This is a genomic window from Thioalkalivibrio sp. ALE12 (assembly GCF_000381105.1).
Classification (GTDB): Bacteria; Pseudomonadota; Gammaproteobacteria; order Ectothiorhodospirales; family Ectothiorhodospiraceae; genus Thioalkalivibrio.
This window is the reverse complement of the sequence record NZ_KB905905.1, coordinates 499011-522557: the sequence shown is the minus strand read 5'-3', so window position 1 is coordinate 522557 and position 23547 is coordinate 499011. Positions and strand designations below refer to the sequence as shown.

Annotated in this window: 17 protein-coding genes and 1 pseudogene; 9 read left to right on the top strand and 9 right to left on the bottom strand. The window is 69.1% G+C overall.

Annotated features, from left to right (window positions below):
* Window positions 1-7: 7 nt before the first annotated feature.
* Complete coding sequence (locus tag F614_RS0102385; protein WP_018866812.1) at window positions 8-1645, bottom strand: alpha-D-glucose phosphate-specific phosphoglucomutase; 1638 nt, start codon at window positions 1643-1645, stop codon at window positions 8-10.
* Between the two features lie 114 nt (window positions 1646-1759).
* Between F614_RS0102385 and F614_RS0102380 the strand changes: the two genes are divergently transcribed.
* A complete protein-coding gene (locus tag F614_RS0102380) occupies window positions 1760-2242 on the top strand; it encodes a DUF1249 domain-containing protein (protein ID WP_018866811.1) in 483 nt (160 codons plus the stop codon).
* A 26-nt stretch (window positions 2243-2268) separates the two neighbouring features.
* Here the strand turns inward: F614_RS0102380 and F614_RS0102375 are convergent, their stop codons facing one another.
* Window positions 2269-4410 carry an EAL domain-containing protein gene (locus F614_RS0102375; protein WP_018866810.1) on the bottom strand — a complete coding sequence of 714 codons (2142 nt, stop codon included), beginning with the start codon at window positions 4408-4410 and terminating at the stop codon, window positions 2269-2271.
* A 15-nt stretch (window positions 4411-4425) separates the two neighbouring features.
* Window positions 4426-6558, bottom strand: coding sequence for an HDOD domain-containing protein (locus F614_RS0102370; protein ID WP_026329785.1), 2133 nt, complete (start codon window positions 6556-6558; stop codon window positions 4426-4428).
* 231 nt (window positions 6559-6789) lie between these two features.
* On the opposite strand from F614_RS0102370, the gene F614_RS0102365 reads away from it, so the two are divergent.
* On the top strand, window positions 6790-8238 hold the full coding sequence (locus F614_RS0102365; RefSeq protein WP_019558185.1) for a MinD/ParA family protein: 1449 nt from the start codon (window positions 6790-6792) through the stop codon (window positions 8236-8238).
* Window positions 8239-8263: 25 nt separating this feature from the next.
* Here the strand turns inward: F614_RS0102365 and F614_RS14215 are convergent.
* Both F614_RS14215 and F614_RS14765 read right to left on the bottom strand, forming a co-directional pair.
* A pseudogene (locus F614_RS14215) lies at window positions 8264-8383 on the bottom strand (PLDc N-terminal domain-containing protein); the annotation flags it as partial.
* Between the two features lie 284 nt (window positions 8384-8667).
* Entirely contained in the window at window positions 8668-8901 is a 234-nt protein-coding gene (locus F614_RS14765) for a hypothetical protein (protein WP_155986819.1), read from the bottom strand.
* 22 nt (window positions 8902-8923) lie between these two features.
* On the opposite strand from F614_RS14765, the gene F614_RS0102355 reads away from it, so the two are divergent.
* From F614_RS0102355 to F614_RS0102340, 4 genes are all read left to right on the top strand, one after another.
* On the top strand, window positions 8924-9373 hold the full coding sequence (locus F614_RS0102355; protein WP_018866806.1) for a YaiI/YqxD family protein: 450 nt from the start codon (window positions 8924-8926) through the stop codon (window positions 9371-9373).
* 391 nt (window positions 9374-9764) lie between these two features.
* Window positions 9765-10109, top strand: coding sequence for a hypothetical protein (locus F614_RS0102350; protein ID WP_019558184.1), 345 nt, complete (start codon window positions 9765-9767; stop codon window positions 10107-10109).
* Window positions 10110-10153: 44 nt separating this feature from the next.
* Complete coding sequence (locus tag F614_RS0102345; protein WP_018875713.1) at window positions 10154-10480, top strand: non-heme iron oxygenase ferredoxin subunit; 327 nt, start codon at window positions 10154-10156, stop codon at window positions 10478-10480.
* A 270-nt stretch (window positions 10481-10750) separates the two neighbouring features.
* Window positions 10751-12721, top strand: coding sequence for a DUF1631 family protein (locus F614_RS0102340; RefSeq protein ID WP_018878347.1), 1971 nt, complete (start codon window positions 10751-10753; stop codon window positions 12719-12721).
* Window positions 12722-13335: 614 nt separating this feature from the next.
* Here the strand turns inward: F614_RS0102340 and cysZ are convergent.
* The 4 genes from cysZ to queF form a co-directional block, all read right to left on the bottom strand.
* Window positions 13336-14076: a sulfate transporter CysZ gene (cysZ, locus tag F614_RS0102330; RefSeq protein ID WP_018875711.1), complete on the bottom strand. Its 741-nt coding sequence runs from the start codon at window positions 14074-14076 to the stop codon at window positions 13336-13338.
* A 7-nt stretch (window positions 14077-14083) separates the two neighbouring features.
* Window positions 14084-14293 carry a DUF3185 family protein gene (locus F614_RS0102325; RefSeq protein WP_018875710.1) on the bottom strand — a complete coding sequence of 70 codons (210 nt, stop codon included), beginning with the start codon at window positions 14291-14293 and terminating at the stop codon, window positions 14084-14086.
* Window positions 14294-14468: 175 nt separating this feature from the next.
* Window positions 14469-15764 (bottom strand): FGGY-family carbohydrate kinase, encoded by a 1296-nt coding sequence (locus tag F614_RS0102320; protein WP_019558183.1) that lies wholly within the window; start codon window positions 15762-15764, stop codon window positions 14469-14471.
* 11 nt (window positions 15765-15775) lie between these two features.
* Window positions 15776-16198: a preQ(1) synthase gene (queF, locus tag F614_RS0102315; RefSeq protein ID WP_018878344.1), complete on the bottom strand. Its 423-nt coding sequence runs from the start codon at window positions 16196-16198 to the stop codon at window positions 15776-15778.
* A gap of 173 nt (window positions 16199-16371) precedes the next feature.
* Here queF and smc point away from each other — a divergent pair, with 173 nt between their 5' ends.
* The 3 genes from smc (at window position 16372) to ligA (ending at window position 23291) form a co-directional block, all read left to right on the top strand.
* The gene (gene smc, locus F614_RS0102310) at window positions 16372-19866 is read left to right on the top strand and encodes a chromosome segregation protein SMC (RefSeq protein WP_019558182.1); all 3495 of its coding nucleotides are present in this window, start codon (window positions 16372-16374) and stop codon (window positions 19864-19866) included.
* 129 nt (window positions 19867-19995) lie between these two features.
* Window positions 19996-21210 (top strand): cell division protein ZipA C-terminal FtsZ-binding domain-containing protein, encoded by a 1215-nt coding sequence (locus F614_RS0102305; protein WP_018880490.1) that lies wholly within the window; start codon window positions 19996-19998, stop codon window positions 21208-21210.
* Window positions 21207-23291: an NAD-dependent DNA ligase LigA gene (gene ligA, locus F614_RS0102300; protein WP_019558181.1), complete on the top strand. Its 2085-nt coding sequence runs from the start codon at window positions 21207-21209 to the stop codon at window positions 23289-23291. The genes F614_RS0102305 and ligA overlap by 4 nt, the downstream gene beginning before the upstream one ends.
* The last annotated feature ends 256 nt before the right edge of the window (window positions 23292-23547 follow it).

The following is a 23547-nucleotide window of genomic DNA, read 5'->3' as shown; positions in this document are numbered from 1 at the left end:
GGCCCGGTCAGGTGATGACGTCGGGTTTCTCGCGGCGGGTCAGGCCGGGGATGTCGCCGAGCCGGGAGGCGGCCTCGATCAGCGGACGCAGCAGTTCCTGCGGGTCGGCATCGAGGTGTTCCGGATGGGTCTCGTGCTGCTCGATGTACAGGCGCAGCGTGGCGCCCTCGGTGCCGGTGCCGGACAGCCGGAAGACGATGCGGGCACCGCTCTCGAACAGCACGCGCAGGCCCTGGTGCTCGGTCAGGCTGTTGTCCACCGGGTCGCGGTAGGCGAAGTCGTCCGCGCGCGCCACGCGCATGCCGGCCAGGGATTGCCCCGGCAGCACCGAGAGCTGTTCGCGGATGCGTGCCATCACCTGTTCGGCGCGGTCGCTCTCCACGGCCTCGTAGTCGTGCCGGGTGTAGTAATGGCGTCCGTACTGGCGCCAGTGATCGCGCACGATCTCCTCCACCGACTGGCGCCGGGCCGCCAGCAGGTTGAGCCAGAACAGCACGGCCCACAGGCCGTCCTTTTCGCGCACGTGGTCGGAACTGGTGCCGAAACTTTCCTCGCCGCACAGCCGGATGCGTCCGTCGTCCAGCAGGTTGCCGAAGAATTTCCAGCCGGTCGGGGTCTCGAAGCAGGGGAGGTCCAGCTTTGTGGCGACCACGTCTACGGCCTGACTGGTAGGCATGCTGCGCGCCACGCCCTTCAGGCCGTCGGCAAATGCCGGGATGTGGTGGGCGTTGGCCGCCATGATCGCGAGGCTGTCCGAGGGCGTGACGAAGAAATGCCGGCCGAGGATCATATTGCGGTCGCCGTCACCGTCCGAGGCGGCGCCAAAATCCGGGGCATCGCGGCCGTACAGGGCCTCGCGCAGCTCCCGCGCGTGCGACAGGTTCGGGTCCGGGTGGCGGCCCCCAAAGTCGGCCAGCGGCTCGGCGCGCAGGATGGTCTCGGCCGGGGCCCCCAGGCGGTTGACCAGGATCTCCTCGGCATACGGGCCGGTCACGGCATGCATGGCATCGAAGCGCATGCGGAAGTGATCGGAGCGCAGGAGTTCGCCGATGCGCTCGAAGTCGAACAGGGTGGCCATGTAATCGGCATAGGTCCCGACCGGATCGACCACCTCGACGGCCATGTCGCCCAGCTGTCCGGCGTGCAGGTGATCGATGTCCACGTGCTCGGTGCCATTTGCGATGCGGTAGTGCTGGATGCGGGTGCTCTGCTCGAAGATGGCGTCGGTCACCGAGGGCGGAGCGGGGCCGCCGTTGGCGGTGTTGAGCTTGACCCCGAAATCGCCCTCCGGGCCTCCCGGGTTGTGCGAGGCAGACAGGATCAGGGCGCCCGTCGCCCCGCGCGAGCGGATGAGGTGCGATGCGGCCGGGGTCGACAGGAGGCCGGCGTGCCCCACGGCGACCTTCTTCACACCGTTGGCAAGGGCCATGCGCAGGATCAGCTGGATCGCCTCGCGGTTGTGGAAGCGCCCGTCGCCACCCAGGAGCAGTTCGCCGTCCTTCAGGTCGGGACAGGCGTCGAAGATGCTCTGGATGTAGTTCTCGAGGTAGTGCGGCTGGCGGAACTGGCGGACGCGCTTGCGCAGGCCGGAGGTGCCGGGCTTCTGGTCGGAAAAGGGCCGGGTGGTGACGACGCTTATGTCCATGGGGTCGCGGATCCTTGTTGGTCGATTCGAAGGTACCAAAAACCCCGGGGGGTGTCCCGCCTGGCACTACTGGCGCTCGCGGCGAAGCCGCCCTGGCCTGTTAGACTGCGCGACATGTTGCTGGAGCGTCAGACCCCGTCCCACCTGGAACCCAGGCCCGAGAGCTTCGCGGCACTGATGGAGATGTACGAGGAGAACTACCTCGCGCTGCGCCGTCTGTGTCCCGAACTCGAGCGGCAGCCGGTGCGTTCGGTCTCGCGGGTGGCGGGCGCGCTGGATCTGTACCTGGAGGTGCTGGAGCGCACCCGCTATACCACCACGCTGCACCTCACCTACCGGTTCGATCATCAGGGTGAACGCCGCGAGCAGCCAGACATGCGCGTGCGCCTGTTCCATGACGCGCGCCAGGCCGAGGTGCTGGAGCTGCACTGCCGGACCATCGGGGACGGTGCCGTCCCGGAGATGCTGAGCGGCCACCCGGGCCTGGTCTGTCGCTGGCGGCACAACCGGTTCCTGTACAAGTGGCTGCGCTACTGCCTGCGCCAGGGGCACCGCTTCCTGGCGGATACCGAGTCGCAGGTGGCCGCGGTCGAGTAGGTCGAGCAGGCGGTCGTGGTCGCGGCCTACTGACAGGCTACGGGCCGGGGCGCGATCGCGTCGTTCTCCAGCAGGCGGTGCAGCGGGGCGGGCTGACCGAACAGGAAGCCCTGCATCATCGGACACTCCAGCTTGCGCAGGTAATCGCGGTGGGCGTCGGTCTCCACCCCCTCGGCCACGATATTCATGTTCAGGCCGCGCGCCATGGAGATGATCGCGTTGACGATGCAGGCCTCGTCCTCGCGGCAGATGGTCTGCGTGAAGCTGCGATCGATCTTGAGGGTATGGATCGGCAGCTTCTGCAGGTAGCTGAGGGACGAGTAGCCGGTGCCGAAGTCGTCCACCGCGATCTGCACGCCGGCGGCCCCCAGCCGGTTCAGTTTGTGCACCGTGTCCGGGGTGTCGCTCATCAGCAGGTTCTCGGTGATCTCCACCTCCAGCAGATCGGGCGGGAAGCCGGCCTCGCCCAGGATGCCCAGGAAGTCCTCGACGAAATCGTCGCGCTCCACCAGTACGGGGGAGAGGTTCACGGCCAAATGTAGTTCCGGATAGCCCGACTGCATGTGCTGCTGCACCTCGCGAATGGCGGTGCGCAGGGTCAGGCGGTCGAGATCCACGATCAGGCGGGTGTCCTCGGCGACCGGGATGAACTCGGCCGGGCCCAGCAGCCCCAGTTGCGGGTGGTCCCAGCGAATCAGCGCCTCGACGCCGACCATTTGCCCGGTTTCCGTGTCGACCTGAGGCTGATAGAGGATATGGAACTCGTCGCGCTCCAGGGCGCGGCGCATGTCCTGTTCCAGCTGCAGCCGGCGCGGGGGGTGGCCGCCCATGTCCGGGCTGTACACGCGCACCCCGGTCTTGCCGGTACTCTTTTCGCGGTACATCGCGATGTCCGCGTTCTTGATCAGGGCCTCGAGGTTGTCGCCGGCATCCGGGTAGATTGCGATGCCGATGCTGGCGCCGACGAACAGTTCGTGGTCGCCGATCTGGAACGGGGCCTGCAGGCTCTCCAGGATCTTCTCGGCCACCTGGATGGCGGACTCGCTGCTGGCCAGACCCGGTATCAGCAGGGTGAACTCGTCGCCGCCGAAGCGCGACAGCGTGTCCCCCTTGCGGATGCAGCCCTGCAGGCGCTGCGCCACGCCCTGCAGCAGGCGGTCGCCGACCGTGTGCCCGAGCGAGTCGTTGATCACCTTGAAGCGGTTCAGGTCGATAAACAGCACGGCTAGTTGCGTGCCGGAGCGATGGGCGTGGGAAATAGCCACATCCACGCGGTCGCGGAACAGGGCGCGGTTGGGCAGGCGAGTGAGCAGGTCGTGGTAGGCCTGGAAGTTGATGAAGGCCTCGGATTCCTTGCGCTCGGTGATGTCGCGGGCGGTGCCGTAGGTCAGCGCCTCATGCCGGCCCTCGGCGTTTTCGTCCCCGGCCCCGTTGGGCCACACCGCGACCTCGAAGAAGTGCCGGGTGTGGGACGGGCGCGCCGGTTTCAGGGCGAGTTCGACGGAGCGGATATGGGGCTGGCGGCGGGTGGCCTGTTCGAAAAAATACGCGGCCTTGTCGCGGTCCTCGGGTTCGACCAGGTCCAGGATGGAGGACTCGAGCAGGTCCTGACGGGCATAGCCCAGCAGTTCGTGGACGCGCGAGTTCACGAAACGGAAGCGGTGTTCCGCATCCAGCACGAACACGATGTCGGGCGAGTTGTTCACGATCATGCGGTGCAGGCGCTCGGATTTCTCCAGACGCGCGCGCATGGCGCGGTTGGCGTCTTCCAGCGCCTTGTGCTGCAGCGCGTTGCGTACGGTCGCCAGAAGTTCGGCCGGTTCGTAGGGTTTTTTCAGATAGTCGTGCGCGCCCTCGCGCAGGGCTCCGGCGACGTCCTCCACGGTGCTGTTGCCGCTCACCACCACGGTCAGGGTTTCCAGGCCGGCGGCCTGCATGAAGCGCAGGACATCGAGACCGTCGAGTTCCGGCATGGCGAGATCGAGCAGCAGCAGGTCATAGTGCTTTTCGCGCAGGGCCTCGATGGCGGCGCCGCCACCCGGGGCGGTGCGTACGGGATAGCCTTCCAGACTCAGCAGGCCCCGCAGGCTTTCGAGCAGGCCGGGATCGTCATCGGCGATCAGGATGCGGACGGACTGCGGGTCGATCGGCGTGTCGCGGTCGGTCATCAAGGCCTCAGGGCGTCATGGTTGCGTCATCCCTGATGCGTCCGCTGTCCCCTGTGTGACCAAGGGCAGGGTGATTTCGAAGCGCGTCCCGGCGCTTGTGCTGGTGAAGGTGAAGCCCGCACCGATCTCCTCGGTCAGGCGCTTGACGATGCTGAGCCCGAGGCCGGCATGGCCCGGCCCCTTGCTGGACGCCACCGGCGCAAACGCGGCGGCCTGGACCGCCGGTGGCAGGCCGGGTCCCTTGTCGGTGACCGACAAGGGCACTACGCGGCGGCCGTTGACCGTGGTCGGGGCGCGGGTGGCGATACTGATCTCGCCACCGTTCTCCTGCGCCTCCGCGGCGTTCTTCAGCAGGTTGGTCAGGATCTGGCGCAGGTGATCCGCCGACACGGACAGCGGCGGGTCCGACGGGCTGAGGTCCAGGTGGAGCTGGATGCCCCGGGTCCGGCACAGGGATCCGTCGACGATGTCCGCGACCTGGCGCACCAGTGCGTTCAGCGAGCCCGGTCCGGTCTCTCCGGTCGCGGCGGCCTCCGGATCGCGCAGGCGCAGCAGGATGCGCCCGACCCGGTCGATCTCGTCCTTGATGAGGCCCAGCTCGTGGCGGGCCTCGTGCTCCGCGCCCAGCTTGTGGTGCAGCACGCCCAGGTAGTTCTGGATGATGCTGAGCGGGTTGCCGGCCTCGTGCACGGTCTCGCGGATGCGCTGTTCGGTAGCGTCCGTGTCTCGGGGCTCGGGGCGGGGCTGCGTCAGGGCGCGTGCGATCTCGCGGGTCAGGGAGCGGATGAAGTCGCTGCGGGGTTCCAGGCCCTCCGCCTGGCCGTGCGTCAGCCCGAGGATCAGCACGCCGGCGGGCTGCTGACCCTCGGCCAGCAGCGGAAAGCTCCACAGGCGTTCCGCCTCGCACAGGCGGAACAGCTGCTGGTCGATCACCGGGAGGCCGGCGGCGTTTTCCTCCTCGTGACGCAGGATTTCGCGGTCCAGCAGGGTGTCGGTGACCAGGCTGCGCCCGGGCAGCAGCGGCAGGGTGAAATCGGGTGTCTCGTCATCCTCTACCCAGGCGGAGACCGACTGCTGGTCGTCGTCGACCAGAAACAGCAGGCTCTGGCTCACGCCCAGGGTCAAAAACAGGGTGCGCCGCGCGGCCAGGCAGCGGTCCTGCAGGCGGGTCGCGCGGGCCATCTCCGCGTTGATCCGTTCCAGTTCGGTGAGGTCCCGTACCCGTGCCCCAAGGGCGCGTTCGGCTGCCCGGTCGTTCGATTCCGGCCCGTCCTGCGTCTCTGGACCCGGCGCGGGGGCGTCGAGATCGATCTCCAGCGAGCCGGCGATGCGCCGGACATCTTCGGCCACCCGTTCGCGCAGGGCCCGTGCCAGACCCTCGTTCAGGCCGAACAGCGTGTCGGCGGCGGCCAGCGCTGTTTCGTTGCAGGTGGCCTCGGTGCTGGCCGCGAGGGTGGCCGGAAGGCACGCCATGGCATGTGCCAGGTTCACCAGCTTCACCAGGTGGTGGGCATCGCGCACGCGTTCGGCCGGCTCCAGGTGGTAGCGCACGGCATCGGCCACGAAAGGGCCGAGGCCCCAGGTCTCCAGGCAATCACCGCCCAGCTCGCCGTAGTGGCACCCGAAGCTGTCGCGTTCCAGGGCCACCAGGTGCGGGTCATCCTCCGCCGCCTGCAGCAGGGGCCAGTAGTGGCCCTCGTCTCCGGCAAGCCGGATCAGGCGGCCGATGTCGATCAGCAACCCGGCCAGGTAGGCCTCTTCCGGGCGGGGGTAGCGGGTCAGGGTCGCGAGGACCTGGGCGAGGCTGGCGGTGGTCAGGGCGCGGCGCCAGATCACACGCAGGTAGCTGCGATGCCGGGGTGCGAACTGGCCGAACAGCTGCTGGATCGCCGCGGTGAGGGCCAGGCTGCGCACCGTGTCCAGGCCCAGGCTGAACAGGGCGCGGTCGATGGTGCGGCAGGGCGAGCCGCGGTAGTAGAAGGGGGAGTTGGCGGCCTGCAGCAGGCGGCCGGACATCCCGGCATCCTGCAGGATGGCGCGGGCGAGGGACTGGAAATCGGCTTCATCTGCCTGGGTGGCATCGAGAACGGGGATCAGCGCCTGGGGCAGGCTGGGTAATGCGTCCGTTGCCGTGTTGACCCTCGCCATGCTGTTCCCCGGAGACGCTGTAGCCGACCCGCCGTCTCAGTTGCCCGAACCGCGAACCCGGTGGTGGCACCGTGTGGCGCCTGCGCGCCGGGCCGCTCTTGATAACCGACTATACTGTGCGGTATTCGGACGCGCTACCGGACGGGGTAGACCGGCCGTGAGTTCGCCGTCATCCTTTACCGATCAGGGTTTCCTCAATCCATGCCGATGAGTGCCATGCAGGGAGCCGCAATGTCCGATCGCAGTGCCTCGGCGGATCCCCGATCCGCAGCGGTGGCGCGGCCACGGGTCCTGGCCGTGGCCAGTGGCAAGGGTGGCGTGGGCAAGTCCAGCCTCGCGGTGAACCTCGGGATTACCCTGGCGCGCCGGGGGCGGCGGGTGTGCATCCTCGACGGCGACACCGGGCTGGCCAACATCAACATCCTGCTGGGGCTGCGTCCGCAACGGGGGCTGCCCGAGGTGCTGGCCGGGGAATGCGGCATCGAGGAGATCCTCCTGGAAGGGCCCCATGGCCTGCGGATCATCCCGGGCGCCAGTGGTATCCGCGAATATGCCGAGCTCTCCGAGGCCCACCAGCAGCGCCTGGTCACGGAGCTGGCGCGCATCGAATCGGATTTCGACGACCTGTTGCTGGACACCGCCGCCGGCATCGGCGACACCACGCTGGACTTCCTCGCGGCCAGCCATCAGGTCCTGCTGGTGCTCACCCCGGAGCCGACCTCCCTGACGGACGCCTTCTCCCTGCTGAAACTCGCCTTGCGCCGGCAGGCGCTGGATGTACGGGTGGTCGTCAACATGGTCGCGGACGTCGCCGAGGCGCGCAGCGTGTTCCAGCGCTTCGGCAACGCGGTGGAAAAATACCTGCATACGCGGGTCGATTTCCTGGGGTTCGTCCAGCGCGACGAGAGCCTGCGCACGGCGGTCACCCTGCAGCATCCGGTCGCGCTGTTTGCCGAGGGCGATCCGTCGGTCCGCCCGTATCAGCGCCTGGCCAACGCGCTGGACGACGACCCGCCGCAGGGGCCCGACGCGGCCTTCAGCCGCTTCTGGCGCGGGCGGCTCGAGGGGTCTCCACCCGCTCCCCGATCCGCTGTCGGTTCCGCCGGGGATGGCGGATCCCAAGCCACGGCCCCGCCGACAACGGCGGTCCAGGAAGCTGTGGATTCCCCGGCCGGCGAGACGCCCCCGCCGGAGGTGGATGCCGACCAGGGCCTGGACCCGTTGCGCCGGGCCTTCGAGAACGCGCTGGAGGTGGCGGACCCGGAAGCCCTGGCCGAGGTCCTGAACACCCTGCACGAGCAGTACCGGGCGCGCACGGGGCGACCGGCCATCAAGGGGGTTGAGCCTTCGGTCGATGCGCCGTCGGAAGAGGCGGCCACCCCCGAGGTTGCGGAGGATGTCGCGTTGGGTGAGGCGCAGGGCCCCGCCGATCCGCCGAGCCCGCGGGCCCCTGCGGAGCGGGATGCCGTTCCGGTTGCCGATACGCGGACGGCCGCCCCGCCACCGGACTTCGGCTGGCGTGCTGCGGACCCGGACGCGGGTATCCCGGGGCCGCAGCGGACATCCCGTGCCCCGGGCTTTGATCACGAGCGGTTCGGCTCTCAGGAAGCGCTGCTTGCGCGGCTCCGCGAACTGGAGGGCCGGGACGTAGACCTGGCGGCGTTTCTGCGCCGCCTGTGAAGGGCGCGACGGGCGCGACGGGCGCCTATCGGGGGCCCAACAGCAGCCAGGCGATCAGTCCCAGAAGCGGCAGGAACAGCAGGATCAGGATCCACAGCAACTTGACGACCGGGCCGGCGGGGCTTTGCGCGGTGCGCACGATGGCTTAGGGAAACACTGATCAATGCACACGCTCGCGTTGGCACCCCAGGTTTTCCGAGACAAGGCGCGGTGCGCAGCGGGTAGTGGTTCTACCCGCAAGTGGCGCAACGCAGGATCGGGGAACCTGGGGTGCCAACCCCACAAGCCATTGACAGCAGGGGCTCGGCCGCTTTTGCGCGCGAACGGCGTTGCGGTTCCCTTGTGCAGAATGACTGCACGGCAGTCACCGCGCCTTGTTCCCACGCAAAAGCGACTCGAGCGCGAGTGTGTGCATTGATCAGTGTTTCCCTAAATTACGATCAGCAGCCAGACGAGGCCCAGAATGCCGGTAACTTCGATGCCCATGGGATGCTCCTTGCGGGTTGGATGCGTGGCTTGACCGGAACGCACGCCCTGTTTGAAGGCAGGAGCAGGTGTCTCCTGTTCAGGTCCCGGATAGCGCGGGGCTTGTGCGGGTGCCAATCCGGGCGGCGAAAAATGTGCCAGGCGCCGCGAACCGATACCCTGTACCGCAACCGTCATTGAACGCCCCGGAAGGAGGCCCATGAAGATCTGGGTGGATGCGGACGCTTGTCCCGCTGTGATCAAGGAAATCCTGTTTCGCGCGGCGAAGCGGACCGGGACGCCGATGACCCTGGTGGCCAACCAGCCGATGCGCACGCCGCCGTCCAAGCTGATCGACTCCATCCAGGTGGGTGCCGGGTTCGACGTGGCCGACAACGAGATTGTCCGGCGCCTCGCGGCGGGCGACCTGGTGATCACGGCCGATATCCCGCTGGCCGCGGAGGTGATCGAGAAGGGCGGCCAGGCGCTCAATCCACGCGGCGAGCTCTATACCCGCGACAACATCCGCGAGCGCCTCAGCATGCGCGATTTCATGGACACCCTGCGCGGGAGCGGCGTGGATACCGGCGGTCCCGCGGCCCTGGGCCCTCGCGACCGCCAGGCCTTCGGCAATGCCCTGGACCGCTGGCTTGCCCAGCACGCCCGCTAACGCACGGTGCGCCGCAGTACCTAAACCCGCAGTTGCCGGATCAGCCTGAGGGTCTCCTCCGCCAGTTCCACCCAGTCTTCCCTTGGAGCGAGGTGTCGCCGTTCGTTCGGGTCCAGTGCCCCCGTGGCCTTCGGGCCGGCGCTCGACCGAGGCCGGGTCATTCGCGAGGGCGAGCGGGAGCGGTTCTGATGTGCCGAATTCATGCGTTTGAGCGTCCCTGTCGGGTGCGTGTGCGGGTCGTCATTCCCGGGTAACGGCAGCGAACCGTCTCGCTTGAGCCTGTGATTCGCGGGTGAATCGGCACGACGAATGCCCCTTTCGTTAGGCTGTATGGAGAAGGATGCGGCATGCGCCGTGAGCGGAACCGGGAGAAACGATCGTGTGGAAGGGGATGAAGGCCCTGATTCTGGGGTTGGTAGCGTCAGCCTTGTTGGTAGCCTGCGGTGGCGAGCGCGTGGCGCCGGTAACGCTGGAGCAACTGGCGGCGTCGGCGCCGGCGTTTGACGGCGAGCTGGTGGAAACCGCGGGAGTGGTAAACCGCTTCGACGATCCCGAGCATTACTGGCTCGAGGACGACGCCATCAACCGGGTGGCGGTTACCCCCGGTTCGGCGGTCCGCGACCACCTGGGCGAGAACCTGCGCGTAGTCGGGCGCTTTTCCTATCACCCGGAAGAAGGGCGGCGGATCGAGATTGACCCGGCCGCCACTGCGGCCCTGCGTGCATCCGCCCGTTGAACGAATCTGCTGCCTGAACCCCGGGTTTTGCCAAGGGAGACGCAATGACACATTGGATTGATGTAGCCCCGGTCGGGACGATCGAGGATGGAGACCATCGCCTGGTGGAGACGGCGGATACCGAGGTCGCCATCTTCAACCTCGGCGGCGAGTATTTCGCGGTGGAGAATCTCTGTACCCACGAGGATGTACCCATCGCCGACGGCGAGATCGACCCCGACGACTGCATTACCTGTCCGATGCACGATGCCCAGTTCTGTCTGCGCACCGGCGAGGTCATGGAGCCGCCGGCGGAAGAGCCGCTGACCCGGTTCCCCGTGCGCATCGAAGGCGACATGGTCCAGGTGGGCGCGCAGCCACTGGACGACTGAATCGGGCTAGGGAGAAGCTGATTTAATCGCGCGCAAAAGCGACTCGATCGCGAGCGTGTACCTTGATCAGTGTTTCCGTAGGATCGAGCCGGAAGCTGCCCCGGATGCTCTGCTTTTGCCGCGCCTGTACACTATTGGGTGCCTCACGTTGAACTTACGGGGGCAATCGCGCGGCTAGACGAGGGCACCCAAGCAATGGCAGGCACGGAGCAGAAAGGCCGGGAAGGCCCGGGGGCCGATCCAGCGAAGCTTTGGTCGGGACTGGCTGGATTGTCGGATGCGCAGCGCCAGCAACTGGCGCGTGGCATCGTTCCACGAGTGGCGGACCACCTCGACCGCTGCCTGGAGGCGATCGCCCGGGACTGGACCGCCGGCGGCAAGGATTCCGAAAGCAGCGAGTGGGCCAACCAGCTTCAGGGCTATCAGTTCGTGCTGCGCCGCCAGTTCGAGGAGGCCCTGGAACGGGACTTCCTGGCCACGACCTATCCCCCGAAGTACGAATTCTCCGGTTCCAGCTACGCGGGCGACAACTCCGGGTTGCAGATCCTGGACGATTACCAGTCCACCCGCCGCTCCCTGCGGCACAAGCTGGAAGGGCTTGTCCGCGAGCACAATCGCTATTCCTGGTTCGTCTTCCTGCAGGCGGCGCGCGAGGAGGATCGCTTCGAGCACCCCGGCTGGGCGCCGTGGTCGCCGCTGAACTGGTACGAGCGCCTGATCGAGACCGCCGAGGCCCAGTTCGGCCGTACCGACATGACCCTCGATCTGATGCGCGGGTATGTGCGCTGCCTGGGCAGCACCGCCGCGCCGACCCTGGCCTTCGTGGTCGAGACGGTGGAGTCCTGTGGGCTGGTCCGCGAGCCGGTTTCCGAGGAACCGGATGGCGATCTGGACCGGCCGGCGGCTCGCGCGAGCTGGGGCGCCGCCAGCGCCGAACCGGCCCCCGACGGCGCGGCGGCGCCCGCGACCGAGGCGGACGAGGCGGCCACTTCGGAAGCCGGCGCTGGCGTGGGCGTGGCGGCCCGCGCGCCGATGCCCGCGGCGGATGCGGCCCCGGAGGCCTGGCAGCAATGGGCGGCGTCCTCCGGCTGGCTGCTGGCCGCCGGCGGGGCGGGTATGGGCCCGGCGGCGGGCGCCGGTGGCTCGGCGGTCGAGGCCCCCCTGGAGGACGTCATCACGGGTGTGCTGGCGGGCGTGTTCGCCGAGGTGTCGCGCCAGCTCGAGTGCCATCCCGAGTTCCGCGCGATCATGCTGAAGCTGCAACCGCTGCTCGCGCGCGTGGTCAGCCGCGATCTCGAATTCTTCCACGACTCCGCCCACCCGCTGCGTGAATGGGTGGGCAGCCTGATCAACACCGGTGTGCGCATCAGCCCCGACAACGGCGCGGAGGATGCCGCGCTGGTCAAAGGCTATCTCGACGCGATGCGCCAGAGCGTCGAACGCCTGGAAAAGGAGGTCGATGTCCTCGATCGCGCCGGCGCACAGGCCCTGCGCGAGGAATGGGATACGGCCCGGGCGGAGCAGGACGCGCACTGGCAGGCGCAGGCGGACGCACTTGCCGAGCCGATGTGCGAGAAGGAACGCGCCGCCCGCGCCCGACGCACCCTGACTGTATGCGTGCTGGAAACCGGTGCCGAGCTGCCGGAGCGCGCCGCCGAGCAGATCGCCGAGGCCTGGGAAGACCTCCTGGCCGTGGACGAGGCGGCCGTGCAGGTCCTGGACGCCGAGGTTCAGGAGGTGGTGCGGGCGATCTGCAACGGGGTCACCCCGCAGGAAGTCAATCCGCTGGTGCAGAAGATCGTCGCCACCGCCCGCGAGCATGGCGCCGACGAGGCGCGCATCAAGGCGGTGGTGCAGCACCTCGGGCAGGCGCACCTGCAGCGTATCCGTGCCGCGGCCGACGAGCCGCGCTTCGACCCGCAGGCACGCATCCAGGCGCGTCGCGCCACGCGCCTGGAGGACGACGACCCGGATCTGCTGACCGATCTCGACGACCCCTGGGTCTTCGATGCCAGCCGGATGCGCACCGGCGAGTGGTTCGAACTGGTCGACAAGGCCAGCGGGCAGCTGCACCGCATGGGCCTCGTGTGGCGCGGCGAGGCCACGCGCGGCTATCTCTTCCTGTCGCTCGACCAGGGCGCCAGCCGCCGCCATTCCCTGCAGGGCGTCGCGCAGGAGCTGCGCGAGGGCCGCATGCGCCCGCTGCCGACCGACAACCCGCTGGATGCGCTACTGGGCTGATTCGGATCCCGCCTCTCACGAGGTCAAGGGCGTTTGGCACCACGAAGCGCACGAAGGCACGAAGAAGGGCAAGGGCGGTTTACAGGAAGGTTTGAAGGTTGGAAGGGATGATGGGCTGGAGGGCCTGGGGCTCGCAGGGTTTCGGCGAGTCGCCTTGCCCCGGAAGGCTTGCCTCCGAGATCGATGATTCCGGAGGAATGGACCCGGCCGTTGTTATTCCTTCCAGCGTCCTTCCCTACTTCCTGTAACCCGGCTTTTGCAGTTCTCTGTGCCCTCCGCGCTCTCTGTGGTGAAAAATGCCTTAGGAGACACTGATTGAATCGCACGTCCGCGTTGGTGCCCCCCAGTTGTTCGAGACAAACGTTCCGAGACAAGGCGCGTCGTGCAGCGGGTAGTGGTTCTACCCGCAAGCGGCGCAACGCAGGATCGGGGAACAGGGGGCACCAACCCCACAAGCCATTGAAAGCAGGGGCTCGGCCGCCCGTTGTTATCAAAAACGGGCGTGCGCACAGCGTTGCGGTTCCCTTGTGCAGAATGACTGCACGGCAGTCACCGCGCCTTGTTCGCACGCAAAAGCGACTCGAGCGCGGACGTGCGATTCAATCAGCGTCTCCTTAGGCGTTGCCCCGGGGGTCGGGCAGGCGCACGCGCAGGTGGGTTGCGCCGATTACGGCGGCCGGGACCAGCAGCAGGTTCACCACCGGCACCATCGCCAGCAGCGTGGTGCCGGCCCCGAAGCTGAGCGTCTCCAGCCGGTGGGCGCGCAGGGTCTGGCGGACCGCCGCAAACTCCAGGCCGTCGTTCGCCAGCGGGGCTTCCATGAATTCGACGGCCAGGACCCAGCTGCCGAACAGGAACCACGCCAGTCCGGCCAGCAGGTTCAGCCCGGGGATCACCGTGATCACCAGGACCGGGATGAACAGCAGGGCGTAGTACCCGGTTTTGCGCAGCGCGGTGATGCTCGCGTGACCCATCTCGCCGAGAAACGAGCGCGCCGGCTGGCGCGGTTCGTGGCCCAGGCCGCGGGCGGTACGGTAGGCCAGCGGGCCGGAGAACGGGCTGGCGATGATCGCGGCCAGGGCTACTGCCGATACCGCAAAGGCCACCAGCAGCGCCAGGGCGAACAACGGCCATAGCAGCCAGGCCAGCCAGTCCCAGCCACTCGGGAGCCACGCGGCCAGCAGCGCCTCGAAGCCAAGTGCGGCCGCCGCCGCAAGCCCGATCACCACCACGATGTTGATGATCAGGGGCCCGATCACCAGGCCCCGCAGGCCCGGCTCGAATACGCGCGAAAGCCCGCGAAAGGGTGCCAGGAACGCGAACAGCGGGGTCAGGCGGAGCGAACGGGCCGGCACGGTGGGCTCAGCGGCGCACCCCGAAGATCGCCAGCACCAGCCCAACGACGGACATCACGCCGCCCGCGATCAGGTACCAGCGCGTCTCGTCCGTGTAGCGCCCCATGAATTCCTGGTGCAGCTCCTCGCCCAGGCTTTCGGTCGCGTTATAGCCCATCACCAGCAGAATGATCCCGCCCACCAGCAGGGCAATCCCGAGAACTCGCGTCCAGTGCATGTCGTATCCCTTTGTTGTGGTGTTCCCTTCGGAATGTAGCATCGATCACCACCATTAGGCCCTGCCCCCGGATTTCCTGTAGGAGGCCAGCCCTCTGGCCGATGGGATGCTGGTGATGCCCCCCATCGGCCAGAGGGCTGGCCTCCTACATGGGTCTTGTCGGCACAGGAGACGGTCAGTCCGTGAAGCCGGGCTCCAGACCCACGCCGATGCGCGCGAGGCGGGCGGCTCCGCGCGCCGCGTCGTCATCCGCGGCCGGGGTGACCGGGCATTCGAGGATGCGGCTGCGGATGCGGGTCCATACGGGGTTTCGGGCGCCGCCGCCGAGCGAGACCACGTGCTCCACGCGCGGGGCGCCCAGTTCGGTCAGGCGGCGGTAGCCGTCGCGCTCGATGCGGGCGATCCCCTCGAACAGCCCTTGCAAGAAGCGCGCGTCGTCATCGGGGCGGGGGGCGAGACGCGGCTCCAGTTCGGGATCGTTGACCGGGAAGCGCTCGCCGGTTCGGGGCAGGGGCCGGTAGTCCAGCCCGCTGTCGTTCTCCGAGTCGATGGTGTCGCTCAGTCGCTCCAGCGCCGCGTCGTCGAAGTACTGGCGCAGTACGGCGCCGCCACTGTTGGAGGCGCCACCGACCAGCCAGCGTCCCAGCAAGCGGTGGCTGTAGATGCCCAGTTCCGGGGCGTAGATCGGCTCCGGTGCCAGCTGCTTGAGTACCAGCGTCGAGCCCAGGCTGGTGACCCCGGTGGTGTCATCGGCGACGCCGGAGGCGAGGAATCCGGCGATGCTGTCGGTGGTGCCGGCCACCACCCGGCAGGCCGGGTTCAGGTGCAGTGCCTCCGCCACCTGCGGGTCCACTGGGCCCAGCACGGTGCCGGCGGGGACCACCTCCGGCAGCAGGGCGGCGTCGGTCCCGAGGGTCTCCTGCAGCCAGTTCGGCCATCCCCCCCACAGGGCGTCGTAGCCCAGTTTCAGGGCGTTGTTTTCGTCCATGTGGTCGAAGCGCCCGCGCAGGCGCCCGGCGATCCAGTCGGCCTGATGCAGGACGCGGCGCACGCCCGAGAGCCCCTCGTGGCGACGCAACCACAGCAGCTTCGCGGCCGAGGAACTGGGGCTGTGCACGGCGGAAGCGGCCGGGGCCACCCCGGCCAGCACGGGCAGCATGTCGGTGGCCCGGGCATCGTTGTACATAAGAGCCGGGTGGGTCGGGCGTCCATCGGCGTCCAGGCGCAGCAGGGTCGCCGAGGTCCCGTCCACCGCGATTGCCGCCGGCTGGCCGTTCAGATGCGTAGCGGCCTCGCGCAGCAGCTCGCGCACATGGGACCACCAAAGGGCCGGGTTCTGCTCCGCCCGCTGCTCCTCGCCACCGACCGAGGCCGGCAGCGCCCGCTGCGCGGCATGGATCCGCTCGCCCGCCGGGTCCAGCAGCACGAGCCGGATCCCGGAGGTGCCGAGGTCGATGCCGATGGCGTGCATCGCGCGCGAGCTCAGCCGTTCATGTCGAGCGGGCTGCGCGTGGGCGAGGGCAGTTGCACCGGCTCCGGCGGGGTCCAGCCGGGCTTGCGGTGTTCCGCGACCACGGTGGTATAGACGCCACCGCGCACGTTGAAGTACGAGGTCAGGCGCATGTAGCGCGGGTCGGTCGCCGCCACCAGATCGGCCAGGATGCGGTTGGTCACGGCCTCGTGGAAGGCCCCCTCATCCCGGTAGGACCACATGTAGTTCTTCAGCGACTTCAGCTCCACACATTTCTGGTCCGCCACATACTGGATGTGCAGCTCGGCGAAGTCCGGTTGTCCGGTCGCGGGGCACAGGCAGGTGAATTCCGGTACGCGGATATAGATCGCGAAGTCGTTCTCCGGCGCCGGATTGTCGAAGGTCTCCAGGGTCTTGCTCGGCTGGCTGGGCATCTACGTCTCTCGTCGTTGAATGGGTGGCCCCTGCGTGTGACAGCCCCCTGTGGGAGCCTGCTAGCAGGCTCCTACAGCGGGACAGGTGCCAGGTGCTCGGGGGCGGGTCACTCTGAGGGTGTAAGCGTGTACCATTCTAACCCCGAGTTCCCTGACCGCGGATAGCGCCGAACGTGCGACTCGCCCGAATCAAGCTGGCCGGCTTCAAGTCGTTCGTGGACCCGACCACCCTCGTCCTGCCCGGCAATCGGGTGGGCGTGGTCGGGCCGAACGGCTGTGGCAAGTCCAACACCATCGACGCCGTGCGCTGGGTGATGGGCGAATCCTCGGCCAAGCACCTGCGCGGGGACTCCAGCGAGGACGTGATCTTCAACGGCTCCTCCAGCCGCAAGCCGGTGGGGCAGGCCTCCATCGAGCTCGTCTTCGACAACTCCGACGGCCGCCTGGGCGGCGAGTACAGCGGCTATGGCGAGATCGCCGTCAAACGCGCGCTGACCCGCGACGGCCAGTCCAAGTACTTCCTCAACGGCCAGCGTGCGCGCAAGCGCGACGTGGTAGACCTGTTCCTCGGCACGGGCCTGGGGCCGCGCAGCTACGCCATCATCGAGCAGGGCATGATCGCGCGCCTGATCGAGGCGCGGCCGGAGGAGCTGCGCGTGTACCTGGAGGAGGCGGCCGGCATCTCCAAGTACAAGGAGCGCCGGCGCGAGACCGAGAACCGCGTACGCCACACCCGCGAGAACCTCGAGCGCCTGGACGACGTGCGCGACGAGGTGGCCAAGCAGGCCGAGCGCCTGAACCGCCAGGCCGCCACCGCCGAGCGCTATCAGGCCCTGGCGGCCGAACGCCGGCAAAAGCGCGCCGAGGCCATCCTCCTGCGCCTGCAGGCGCAGGAACGCGAGATGGAGGCCAGCCGCACCCGGCTCAACGATGCCGAGACCGCGCTGGCCCAGGCGCAGGCCGAGGCCCAGAAGGCGCAGACCGGCACCGAACAGGCGCGTCAGGAGCGCCTTGAGCTGGAGGCCGCCACCACCCAGGCGCAGAGTGCCTACTACGATCGCGCCGCCGAGGTCTCGCGGCTGGAGCAGTCCATTCGCCATGCCGAGGACGAACTGGCGCGCGAACAGGCCGAGCTGCGCCAGCTGGACAGCCGCATCGAGGCCGCCGCCGGCGAGCATCAGGCGGTGGAGGCGCGCATCGCTCAGGCCGAGCAGGAGAGCGCGCAACGCCAGCAGGCCACTGCCACCGCCGAGGCCGAGCGCGAGCGTCTGGAGGCGGCCGCGGAAGAGGCCGAGACCGAATACCAAGCCGCGCGCGAGGCCCTCACCGAATGGGAACGCTCGCTGGCGGAGCCGCGCCAGAACGCGCAGCTCGCGCGTTCGCGCATGGACAACGCCGAGCACCTGCTCAAGCGGGTCGCCCAGCGCCGCGAGCGCCTCGAGGCCGAGCGCGCGGCCCTGCCGCAGACCCACCCGGGTACCGAGGCGGACCGCCTGGATACGGAACTGGCCGGCCTGCGCGAGCGGCTGCAGGCCCTGCAGGGCGATCGCGAACAGCAGCAGAACGCGCTGGCCGAACTGGAACAGGCCCAGCGCGAGGAGCAGGACCGCCTGCACGCCACCGAACGCGAGGCGCGCGAGGTCGCCGGGCGTCTGGCGGGGCTGGAGCACTTCGCCGGCGAGGACGACCCGCAGGAGACCCGCGCCCGGCGCGACGCCTGGGCGCGCGAACACGGGCTGGATCTGTCGCGCCCGCTGGTGCGGCAGCTGGAGGTCGCCGAGGGCTGGGACACCGCCGTGGAGATGGTCCTGGGGGCCTGGCTGGAGGCCGCCGTGACCGCCAACGCCGAGGCCGCGCCGGATCTGCCCGACGCCATGCTGCGCCTGGTCGATAGCGAGGTGCCGCAGGGGGCGCAGGCGCCGGCCGGCAGCCTGGCCGCTCGCGTGCAGGGCTCGCCGGTGGTCACCGCCTGGCTCGCCACGGTGCAGTGCGCGGACGATCTCGCAACCGCCCGCGCCCGGGTGGCGACGCTGGGTCCGGGCGAGAGCGTGATTACCCCGGATGGCACCTGGCTGGGGCCGGGCTGGGTCGCGCATCGCACTCTGGAGGGCGGGGCCAGCGGCGCGGTCGCGCGGGTGCGGCTGGCGCGCGAGCTGCAGGAGCGTCAGGAGGAGCTCGCGACCGATGTGAACCGCCTGCAGGCCGCGCTGGAAGAGCGCAACGAGACCCTCGCGGCCACCCGCGCCCGGCGCGAGGCGCTGGACGGGCAGATCCGCGAGCAGCAGGCCCAGATCGACGACCGCGAGCGCCGCGTCCAGCGCCTGCGTGACCAGGCCCGGCAGCTCGAGCAGCAGCAGGAACGCATCGACCGCGAGGCGGGCGAGCTGGACGAGGAGGCCGCGCGCGCCCGCGAACAGTTCGCGACCGCGGAGGCCGAGCGCAACGAGGCGCTGGCGCGCATCGAGACCCTGGAGGCCGACCGCGCCGCGCTGGAGGCGCGTGTCGAGGCCGCGCGCGGCGCGCAGTCCGAGGCCCGGGATGCGCTGCGCGCGGCGCGCGACGCGGCGAACCAGGCGCGCATGGCCGAACAGGAGGCGCGCCACCGCCTGGAGCGCGAACACAACGAGCGCGACCGCCTGGAACGCCAGCGCGAGGACGATGCCCAGCGCCGCGAGCGCCTGGCGCAGGGGCTGGGCGAACGCCAGGGCCCGCTGGAGCAGTGGCGCGCGGACCTGCAGACCGCCGCGGAGCAGCGCCAGGAGGCCGAGGCACGCCTGACCCGGGCGCGCGCCGACCTGGAGGCCTGCGACGCGCGGCTGCGCGAACTGGCCGGTGCCAGCACCGAGCTCGGCAATCGCGTGGAGGCGCAGCGCTCGACCTGCGAGGAACTGCGCCTGGACCTGCGCGAGCGCTCGGTGCAGATCGAGCAACTGAAGACCCAGTTCCAGGAATCCGGCTTTGCCGCCGAGGCCCTTGCGCCCGAGCTACCGGAGGACGCCACCGTCCCGGCCTGGGAGCAGGCGATCGGCGAACTGGACCGCAAGATCGAAAAGCTGGGGCCGATCAACCTGGCAGCCATCGACGAGGCGCGTAGCCTGGAGGAACGCTCGCGCTACCTGGAAGAACAGCACGCCGACCTGATCGAGGCACTGGAGACCCTGGAGGCGGCGATGCACCGCATCGACCGCGAGACGCGCGCGCTGTTCAAGCAGACCTTCGACCAGGTGAATGCCGGGCTGGGGCACAAGTTCCAGCGCCTGTTCGGCGGCGGTGAGGCGCGCCTGGAGATGACCGGGGACGACCTGCTGGATACCGGCGTGACCATCATGGCGCGCCCGCCCGGCAAGCGGCTGTCCACCATCCATCTGATGTCCGGAGGTGAGAAGGCGCTCACGGCTTCGGCATTGGTGTTCGCGATTTTCGAGCTGAATCCGGCGCCATTCTGCATGCTGGACGAGGTGGACGCCCCGCTGGACGAGGCCAACGTCGGTCGGTTCTGTGATCTGCTGCGCGAGATGTCGGAGCAGATCCAGTTCATCTTCATCACGCACAACAAGGCGACCATGGCCATGGCCGAGCAGCTGATTGGCGTTACCATGCACGAGCCGGGCGTGTCGCGGCTGGTCAGCGTCGATATCGACGAGGCCGTGGAGCTGGCGGAGGCCTGAACGAACCGCCCCGTCATTGCGAGCGAAGCGAAGCAATCTCCGGGGGCTTCGCAGCGTGTTCTAGCGGGCTTTGCGCCCTGGTAGCCCACGGCACAAAACAGCAACACAACGAGGTACTGCGTGGATTGGATGCGCATCAGTCTGGTCATACTGGGGATTGCCCTGATCGCGGGGATCTGGCTTGGCCATCGCCTGCGCACGCGCGCGGCAGCGCGCGACGAGGAGGACGATGCCGCGGACTGGGGCGATGAGGCGGTGCATATCCGCGCCAGTGAGCAGCCGGGGCAGAAGCGCTGGTTCGAGCCGGCCGAGCCCGGCAGCGTTTCCGAGCCGGAGGCGGGCTGGGGGGATCCGCTGGATACCGGCAGCGTTCGCACCGGCGGGGCGCGCGAGCCCGCATTCGAGGAGCCGCACCTCCCCGGTGCGAATCGCGAGCAGCGCCACGAGCCTCATCTGGGCGTAACCGCCAACGACGACGAACCGGACCTGGAGCCCGACTACGGACGCCGGGGCGACCGCGCCCAGGATATCTACGGGGTGCTGGACAGCGACGAGGAGCCCACGCCGCCCCCGCCGCACGGTGCCTTCGAGCCGTCGCCGGAGGACCGCCCGGTACACACCCGGCGCAAGGGCCGGGCGAGCGCGCCGGTGGAGCGTGTGCGGGCGGCGCTCGGTGGCATGGGCGCCCGCCTGCGCGCCGGCATGGAGCGTGTGCGTCCGGAACGGCTCAAGCCCGCACGCGCCGAAGACACCCTGGGCGAGCACCTGCACCCGGACCACGAGGTGGACCCGGACCTGATCGAGAAGCCGGCACCGGATATGGAGACCCTGGGCGAGTATGTCTCCGAGCCGCGCGTGGTCGGGCGCAATCCGAAGGCCGAGCGCCGCGCGACCGACGAGAAGATCCTGCTGCTGCACGTGGTGGCCCCGCGAAACAAGCCGTTCACCGGCGTGGCCCTGGGCGCGGCCATGCAGCGCGCCGGCATGACCCCCGGCGAGATGGACATCTACCACTTCCAGGAACCGGAGACGGACAACCGTGTGCCGCTGTTCTCCGCCGCCAATATGGTGCCGCCGGGCACCCTGCGCGAGGAGGACCTGGCGGACATGATGACACCCGGCGTCACGCTGTTCACCCAGGTGCACCGCAGTGCCGAGCCGCAGCGGGCCTTCGAGGCCCTGCTGGAGCATGCCCACGTGCTGGCGCGCGACCTGGGCGGCAGCATCCTGGACGCGCAGCAGTCCACCGCGACCAACCAGACCCTGGCCTACATGCGCGAGGACCTGAACGACTGGTTGCGCCGCCACCGCCCGGACGTGCTGCGCCGGCGCAGCACGCGATGAGCCCGTCGGGTACGCCGGCCGGGCAGAATTCGGCGGCTGCCGCGGCGCGCGTGGACGCGCTGCGCCGGCAGATCGAGCACCACAACTACCGCTACTACGTACTCGACGATCCCGAAGTCTCGGACGCCGAGTTCGACACGCTGATGCGCGAACTCGAGCAGCTCGAGGCGGAGCACCCCGAGCTCGTCACCCCCGACTCGCCTACCCAGCGCGTCGGGGCCGCGCCGGCCGAGGGCTTCGCCACGGTGCGGCACCGTCTGCCGATGCTGTCGCTGGCCAATGGCTTCGAGGCGGAAGAGATCCGCGACTTCGACCGCCGCGTGCGCGAACGCCTGGCGAAGCAGACCGGCGACCCGGCACGCCTCGAGGCCGCCGTGACCTATATGGCCGAGCCCAAGCTGGACGGGCTCGCCATCAGCCTGATCTACGAGAATGGGCGTCTGGTCCAGGCCGCCACCCGCGGAGACGGCGAGACCGGCGAGGACGTGACCGCCAACGTGCGCACCGTTCGTCCGATCCCGCTGCACCTGGGCGACCGCTTCACCGACGACGCCCCGCAGGTGCTGGAGGTGCGCGGCGAGGTGTTCATGCGCCGCGCCGACTTCGAGCGCCTGAACGCCGGCCTGGAGGCCGACGGCCAGCGCGGATTCATGAACCCGCGTAACGCCGCCGCCGGCAGCCTGCGCCAGCTGGACCCGCAGGTGACCGCGCGCCGGCCGCTCAGCTTTTTCGCCTACTCCGTGGGCTTCGTGGAAGGCGGCACCCTGCCGGACACCCAGTCCGGCACGCTGGACTGGTTGCGGGAGCTCGGCTTCCCGGCCTGCCCGGAGCGGGAGGTGCTGGAGGGTGTAGAGGCCTGCCTCGACTACTACGAACGGCTCGCCGCCCGGCGCGCGGGGCTGGACTACGAGATTGACGGCATCGTGTACAAGGTGGATGCCCTGGCCGACCAGCAGGCGCTGGGCTTCGTCTCGCGCGCGCCGCGCTGGGCCATCGCCCACAAGTTCCCGGCGGAGGAACGCACCACCACGCTGCGCAATGTCGAGTTCCGTGTCGGCCGCACCGGCGCGCTGACGCCGGTGGCGCGCCTGGAGCCGGTGCTGGTGGGCGGCGTGATGGTCAGCAACGCCACCCTGCACAACATGGACGAGATCGCGCGCAAGGATGTGCGCATCGGCGACCGCGTGATCGTGCGCCGCGCCGGCGACGTGATCCCCGAGGTGGTCGGCCGCGCCGGCGGCGAACGGCCGGCGGACACCCGCGCGATCGAGATGCCGGCAACCTGCCCGGAGTGCGACTCGCACATCGAACGCCCGGAGGGCGAGGCCGTGGCCCGCTGCACCGGCGGGCTGGTCTGCCCCGCGCAGCGGCGCGAGGCGCTGAAGCATTTCGTCTCGCGCCGCGCGATGGACATCGAGGGCTTCGGCGAAAAGATCATCGAGCAACTGGCCGACGGCGGCATCGTGCAAAGCCCGGCGGATCTGTTCGCGCTGGATGCCGAGCGCTTGGAGGCGCTGGAGCGGGTAGGGCCCAAGCTCGCGGCCAACCTCGTCAACGCCCTGGAACAGGCGCGCGAGACGACGCTTGCGCGGTTCATCTTCGCCCTCGGCATCCGCGAGGTGGGCGAGGTCACCGCCCGCAACCTGGCCACGTACTACGGCAATCTCGACGCACTGATGCAGGCCGATGCCGAGGCCCTGCAGGAGGTCCCGGACGTCGGCCCCATCGTCGCCGAGCACATCGCCAACTTCTTCGCCGAGCCGCACAACCGCGACGTGATCCAGGCCCTGCGCGACGCCGGCGTCCACTGGCCCGATCCGCCCCGCCGCGAGTCTACCGAGACGGGGGATGAAGCCCCACTCGCTGGCAACACCTACGTCCTCACCGGCAGCTTCGACACCATGACCCGCGACGAAGCCAAGGCCGCCCTCGAGGCCCGCGGCGCCAAGGTCACCGGCTCCGTCTCCAAAAAGACCACCGCCGTCATCGCCGGCGCCGACCCCGGCTCCAAGGTCACCAAAGCCGAATCCCTCGACATCCCCATCCTCGGCCCCGACGACCTCGCCCAGCTCCTCGCCTGATCAGCCCACCTGTAGGATTGGGCTGGAGGAAGTAGTCTGGTCGGAGTGGATTTGTGGGGGTTGTTTTGTGGGAGCGGCCTTGGCCGCGAAGCCCCTGCCAAAGTCGGACCCGGGCAGGAGCTTCGCGGCCAAGGCCGCTCCCACGGGATAGATGCCACAGATCTGGTCTGAAAAAACTGCCCCCACAAGGCTCATCACGGCAACGCCGAGGATAAGCGACCGCGCGTTTGCTACTCTGACGATACGACTTAGCCTC